This is a genomic window from Pseudomonas sp. PAMC 25886, from assembly GCF_000242655.1.
GTDB lineage: Bacteria > Pseudomonadota > Gammaproteobacteria > Pseudomonadales > Pseudomonadaceae > Aquipseudomonas.
Window position 1 is genome coordinate 73,492 of sequence record NZ_AHHC01000032.1, and the last position, 6,000, is coordinate 79,491.

Below are 6,000 nucleotides of genomic sequence, written 5' to 3' on the forward strand. Positions count from 1 at the left end.
GACTGGTCCTGATCACCATGAATACCACCACTGCCCAAGTGCAAACCGCTACGCCGGACAAGCCGCGCAAAAGCCGCTTGATCAACCCCGGCTGGTTCCTCGTCAGCCCCTCGGTGGCCCTGTTGCTGCTGTGGATGATCGTGCCGCTGGGCATGACCCTGTACTTCTCGCTGATTCGCTACAACCTGCTCTACCCCGGCGAAAACCAATTCGTGGGCCTGGAAAACTTCACCTACTTCATCACCGACTCGGGCTTCCTGCCCGGTGCCACCAATACCTTGTTGCTGGTGGGCAGCGTGCTGCTGATCAGCGTGGTGTTGGGTGTACTGATCAGCGCCCTGCTGGAGGCCAGCGAGTTTTTCGGTCGCGGCCTGGTGCGGGTGTTGCTGATTTCACCGTTCTTCATCATGCCCACCGTCGGTGCGCTGATCTGGAAAAACCTGATTTTCCACCCGGTGTCGGGGATTCTCGCCTACGTGTGGAAGCTGTTCGGCGCCCAGCCCGTGGACTGGCTGGCCCATTACCCGTTGCTGTCGATCATCATCATCGTGTCCTGGCAGTGGCTGCCCTTCGCGATCCTGCTGCTGATGACCGCCATGCAGTCCCTGGACCAGGAACAAAAGGAAGCCGCCCGCCTGGACGGTGCCGGCGCCATCGCGATCTTCTGGCACCTGACCCTGCCGCACCTGGCACGCCCGATTGCCGTGGTGGTGATGATCGAAACCATCTTCCTGCTCTCGGTGTTCGCGGAAATCTTCACCACCACCAACGGTGGCCCCGGCTATGCGTCGACCAACCTCGCCTACCTGATCTACAACCAGGCGCTGGTGCAGTTCGATGTGGGCATGGCCTCGGCCGGCGGCTTGATTGCCGTGGTCATCGCCAATATCGCGGCGATCATCCTGGTGCGGATGATCGGCAAAAACCTGACTGACAAGCCTTGAGGGCCGCGCCATGACGCTCCAACAATCCCGCCGCCTGCAAAGTGTGTTGCTCGGCACCCTGGCCTGGGCCATCGCGATCCTGATTTTCTTCCCGATCTTCTGGATGGTGCTGACCAGCTTCAAGACCGAAATCGATGCGTTCGCCACCCCGCCGCAGTTCATCTTCACGCCGACGCTGGAGAACTACCTGCACATCAACGAGCGCAGCAATTACTTCAGCTATGCCTGGAACTCGGTGCTGATTTCCTTCAGCGCCACCGCCTTGTGCCTGCTGATCTCGGTGCCGGCCGCCTACTCCATGGCCTTCTACGAGACCAAGCGCACCAAGGGCACGCTGCTGTGGATGCTCTCCACCAAGATGCTGCCGCCGGTGGGCGTGCTGATGCCGATCTACCTGCTGGCCAAGAGCTTCGGCCTGCTGGACACGCGCATTGCGCTGATCATCATCTACACCCTGATCAACCTGCCGATCGTGGTCTGGATGGTTTACACCTACTTCAAGGACATCCCGAAAGACATCCTCGAAGCCGCCCGCCTGGACGGCGCCACCCTGTGGCAGGAAATGGTCCGGGTGCTGCTGCCGATCGCCAAGGGTGGCCTGGCTTCCACGGTGTTGCTGTCGCTGATCCTGTGCTGGAACGAAGCGTTCTGGTCACTGAACCTGACCTCGTCCAACGCCGCGCCGCTGACCGCATTGATCGCCTCGTACTCCAGCCCCGAAGGCTTGTTCTGGGCCAAATTGTCTGCCGTGTCGACCCTGGCCTGTGCGCCGATCCTGATCTTTGGCTGGATCAGCCAGAAACAGCTGGTCCGCGGTTTGTCCTTCGGCGCCGTGAAATAACGGCACCTTCAAACAACAACGAATTTAGAAGCGGAGGCCCATCATGGCCAACCTGAAAATCAAGAATCTGCAAAAAGGCTTCGAAGGTTTCTCCATCATCAAGGGCATCGACCTTGAGGTGAACGACAAGGAATTCGTGGTGTTCGTCGGCCCGTCGGGCTGCGGCAAATCCACCCTGCTGCGCTTGATTGCGGGCCTGGAAGAAGTCACCGAAGGCACCATCGAGCTGGATGGCCGCGACATCACCGAAGTCACCCCGGCCAAGCGCGACCTGGCGATGGTGTTCCAGACCTACGCCCTGTACCCGCATATGAGCGTGCGCAAGAACATGTCGTTTGCCCTGGACCTGGCAGGCGTCGACAAGAAGATTGTCGAGAGCAAGGTCAACGAAGCGGCGCGCATCCTGGAGCTGGGCCCGTTGCTGGAGCGCAAGCCCAAGCAGCTGTCCGGCGGCCAGCGTCAGCGTGTCGCCATTGGCCGCGCGATTGTGCGCAACCCGAAGATCTTCCTGTTCGACGAGCCGCTGTCCAACCTCGATGCCGCCCTGCGCGTGCAAATGCGCCTGGAGCTGTCGCGCCTGCACAAAGAGCTGCAAGCCACCATGATCTACGTGACCCACGACCAGGTCGAAGCCATGACCCTGGCCGACAAGGTGGTCGTGCTGAACAGCGGCCGCGTGGAACAGGTGGGCTCGCCGCTGGAGCTGTATCACCAGCCGGCCAACCTGTTTGTCGCAGGCTTTTTGGGTACGCCGAAAATGGGTTTCCTCAAAGGCAAGGTCACCCGCGTTGACGCGCAGGGTTGCGAAGTCGAGCTGGATGCCGGCGGCCGCATCAGCCTGCCCCTGAGCAGCGCGACCTTGAGTGTCGGCAGTGCGGTGACCCTGGGCATTCGTCCGGAGCACCTGGAAATCGCCTCGCCGGGGCAAGCCACCCTGACCGTCACCGCCGACGTCGGCGAGCGCCTGGGCAGCGACACCTTCTGCCACGTCATCACCGCCAGCAAAGAGCCGCTGACCCTGCGTATCCGGGGCGACATGGCCAGCCAATACGGCGAAACCCTGCAGCTGTACCTGGACCCGACCCAATGCCATCTGTTCGACGCTGACGGCGTTGCCGTGGCCCGCCCCCTGCGCGCCGCCGCCTGATTTCGCGAGACTTACCCATGAAACTGAACAAGCAAAACCTCACGCAACTGGCCCCTGAAGTGCAGTTGCCAACCTATGCGATCGCCGATACCCGCCAGGGCATTGCGCACATTGGCGTCGGTGGGTTCCACCGCGCCCACCAGGCGTATTACACCGATGCACTGATGAACACCGGCACCGGCCTGGACTGGAGCATTTGCGGGGTCGGCCTGCGTGCCGAAGACCGCAAGGCCCGGGACGACCTGGCCGGCCAGGACTATCTGTTCACCCTGTATGAACTGGGCGACACCGACGACACCGAAGTGCGGGTTATCGGTTCCATCAGCGACATGCTGCTGGCCGAAGACGGTGCCCAGGCGCTGATCGACAAGCTGGCCAGCCCGGAAATCCGCATCGTCTCGCTGACCATCACCGAAGGCGGCTACTGCATCGACGACAGCAACGGCGAGTTCATGGCCAACCTGCCGCAGATCCAGCACGACCTGGCCAACCCGGGCTCGCCGAAAACCGTGTTCGGGTTTATCTGCGCCGCGTTGACCCAGCGCCGTGCCGCCGGGGTTGCGGCCTTTACCGTAATGTCCTGCGATAACCTGCCCCACAACGGCGCCGTCACCCGCAAAGCCTTGCTGGCCTTTGCCGCGCTGCATAACCCTGACCTGCATGAGTGGATCAAGGCCAACGTGAGCTTCCCGAATGCCATGGTCGACCGCATCACGCCGATGACCAGCACCGCGCACCGCCTGCAACTGCACGACGAGCACGGCATCGACGACGCCTGGCCGGTGGTCTGCGAACCGTTCGTGCAATGGGTGCTGGAAGACAAATTCGTCAACGGTCGCCCGGCGTGGGAGACGGTGGGCGTGCAATTCACCGATGACGTCACACCGTACGAAGAAATGAAGATCGGCCTGCTCAACGGCAGCCACCTGGCGCTGACGTACCTGGGCTTTCTGAAGGGCTATCGCTTCGTCCACGAGACCATGAACGATCCGCTGTTCGTGGCGTATATGCGCGCCTACATGGACCTGGACGTCACGCCGAACCTGGCGCCGGTTCCGGGCATCGACCTGACCGAGTACAAGCAGACTCTGGTGGACCGCTTCTCCAACCAGGCGATTGCCGACCAGCTGGAGCGCGTGTGTTCCGATGGCTCCTCGAAGTTTCCCAAGTTCACCGTACCCACCATCAACCGCCTGATTGCCGATGGCCGCGAGACCGAGCGCGCCGCGCTGGTGGTGGCGGCGTGGGCGTTGTACTTGAAAGGCGTGGATGAGAATGGCGTGATCTACCGGATTCCGGATCCCCGTGCCGACTTTTGCCAGGGGCTGGTGACGGATGGTGCGCTGATCAGCCAGCGACTGCTGGGGGTGGAAGAGATTTTTGGTACGGCTATTCCCAACTCACCTGCGTTTGTGGCAGCGTTTGAGCGGTGTTTCGAGAGCCTGCAGGATGTGGGTGTGAGCAAAACGCTGGAGCGGCTGCTCGCCAATCTCAACTGACGGAACCGAATCAAAATGTGGGAGCTGGCTTGCCTGCGATAACGGTGTATCAGCTACATGGTTACTGGCTGAAGGACCGCCATCGCAGGCAAGCCAGCTCCCACGTTGATCGCATTCTCACTCCAAAAACAACACTGCTGAGCGACGATCATGACCCAGCAAAACCTCTACCTCGGCATCGACTGCGGCACCCAGGGCACCAAGGCGATCGTCCTCGACGCCGCCAGCGGCAAAGTCCTGGGCCTGGGCGCTGCCAGCCACACCCTGATCAGCGGCGCCAACGGGCGCCGTGAACAGCACACCCAGGAATGGCTGGACGCGTTCACCGAAGCCACCCACCGCGCCTTGCAACAGGCCGGTGTGGACGGCCAGGACATCCTCGCCATCGGCGTCTCCGGCCAGCAACACGGCCTGGTGCTGCTGGATGACCAGGGCCAGGTACTGCGCCCGGCCAAGCTGTGGTGCGACACCGAAACCGCGCCGGAAAACGATCGCCTGCTGCAGCATCTGGGCGGCGAAAGCGGCTCCCTGGAGCGCCTCGGCGTGGCCATCGCACCCGGCTATACCGTGTCCAAGCTGGTGTGGACCCGCGAACAGCACCCGGAGATTTTCGCGCGCATCGCCCATGTCCTGCTGCCCCACGATTACCTCAACTACTGGCTCACCGGCCGCGCCTGCGCCGAGTACGGCGATGCCTCGGGCACCGGTTATTTCAACGTGCGCACCCGGGAATGGGACCTGGCGCTGTTGCGCCACATCGACCCCGAAGGGCGCCTTGAAGCCGCGCTGCCCGAGTTGATCGAGGCCAACCAGCCAGTGGGCATCATCCTGCCAGCCATCGCCGAGCGCTTGGGCATCAACCCGAATGCGCAGGTGTCCAGTGGCGGCGGCGACAACATGATGGGCGCTATCGGCACCGGCAATATCGCCCCCGGCGTGATCACCATGAGCCTGGGTTCATCCGGCACCGTGTATGCCTTTGCCGATCAGGCCAACGTCAGCCCCCAGGCGTCGGTGGCGACGTTCTGCTCGTCCAGCGGCGGCTGGCTGCCGTTGATCTGCACCATGAACCTGACCAATGCCACCGGGGTCATCCGCGAACTGTTCGACCTCGACCTGGCGGCTTTCAACGCCCTGGTGGCCGAGGCCCCGATTGGCGCCGACGGCGTGAGCATGCTGCCGTTCCTCAACGGCGAACGGGTGCCCGCCCTGCCCCACGCCACCGGCAGCCTGCACGGTCTGACCATGACCAACCTGACCCGCGCCAACCTGTGCCGCGCGGTGGTCGAAGGCACCACCTTCGGCCTGCGCTACGGCCTGGACCTGCTGCGCCAGACCGGCCTGCAAAGCCAGAGCATCCGGCTGATCGGCGGCGGCTCGAAAAGCCCGGTGTGGCGCCAGATGGTTGCCGATATCATGAACACCGAAGTCATCTGCACCGAACAAAGCGAAGCCGCTGCCCTGGGCGCGGCGATCCAGGCGGCATGGTGCCAGTCGGGTGAGAGCCTGGCGCAGCTGTGCGAGCGCTGCGTCAGCGTCGACGCGGCCAGCCGTACGCTGCCGGATGCC

General features: G+C 62.9%; 5 protein-coding genes. All 5 read left to right on the forward strand.

The window, feature by feature from the left end:
- The first annotated feature begins 17 nt into the window (after positions 1–17).
- Positions 18–944, forward strand: coding sequence for a carbohydrate ABC transporter permease (locus MUM_RS0110280; protein ID WP_010169613.1), 927 nt, complete (start codon positions 18–20; stop codon positions 942–944).
- 10 nt (positions 945–954) lie between these two features.
- A complete protein-coding gene (locus MUM_RS0110285) occupies positions 955–1,785 on the forward strand; it encodes a carbohydrate ABC transporter permease (RefSeq protein WP_003215312.1) in 831 nt (276 codons plus the stop codon).
- 43 nt (positions 1,786–1,828) lie between these two features.
- Positions 1,829–2,932 (forward strand): ABC transporter ATP-binding protein, encoded by a 1,104-nt coding sequence (locus MUM_RS0110290; protein WP_010169614.1) that lies wholly within the window; start codon positions 1,829–1,831, stop codon positions 2,930–2,932.
- Positions 2,933–2,949: 17 nt separating this feature from the next.
- Positions 2,950–4,431: a mannitol dehydrogenase family protein gene (locus MUM_RS0110295; protein ID WP_010169615.1), complete on the forward strand. Its 1,482-nt coding sequence runs from the start codon at positions 2,950–2,952 to the stop codon at positions 4,429–4,431.
- A 150-nt stretch (positions 4,432–4,581) separates the two neighbouring features.
- Positions 4,582–6,000 (forward strand): xylulokinase (xylB, locus tag MUM_RS0110300; protein ID WP_010169616.1); only part of this gene is annotated, 1,419 nt, incomplete at its 3' end.

What these genes read in the sequence shown, in the direction of transcription:
- MUM_RS0110285 (WP_003215312.1), top strand. Translation starts at nt 955, where the DNA reads ATGACGCTCCAACAATCCCGCCGCCTGCAAAGTGTGTTGCTCGGCACC.
- MUM_RS0110280 (WP_010169613.1), top strand. Translation starts at nt 18, where the DNA reads ATGAATACCACCACTGCCCAAGTGCAAACCGCTACGCCGGACAAGCCG.
- MUM_RS0110295 (WP_010169615.1), top strand. Translation starts at nt 2,950, where the DNA reads ATGAAACTGAACAAGCAAAACCTCACGCAACTGGCCCCTGAAGTGCAG.
- MUM_RS0110290 (WP_010169614.1), top strand. Translation starts at nt 1,829, where the DNA reads ATGGCCAACCTGAAAATCAAGAATCTGCAAAAAGGCTTCGAAGGTTTC.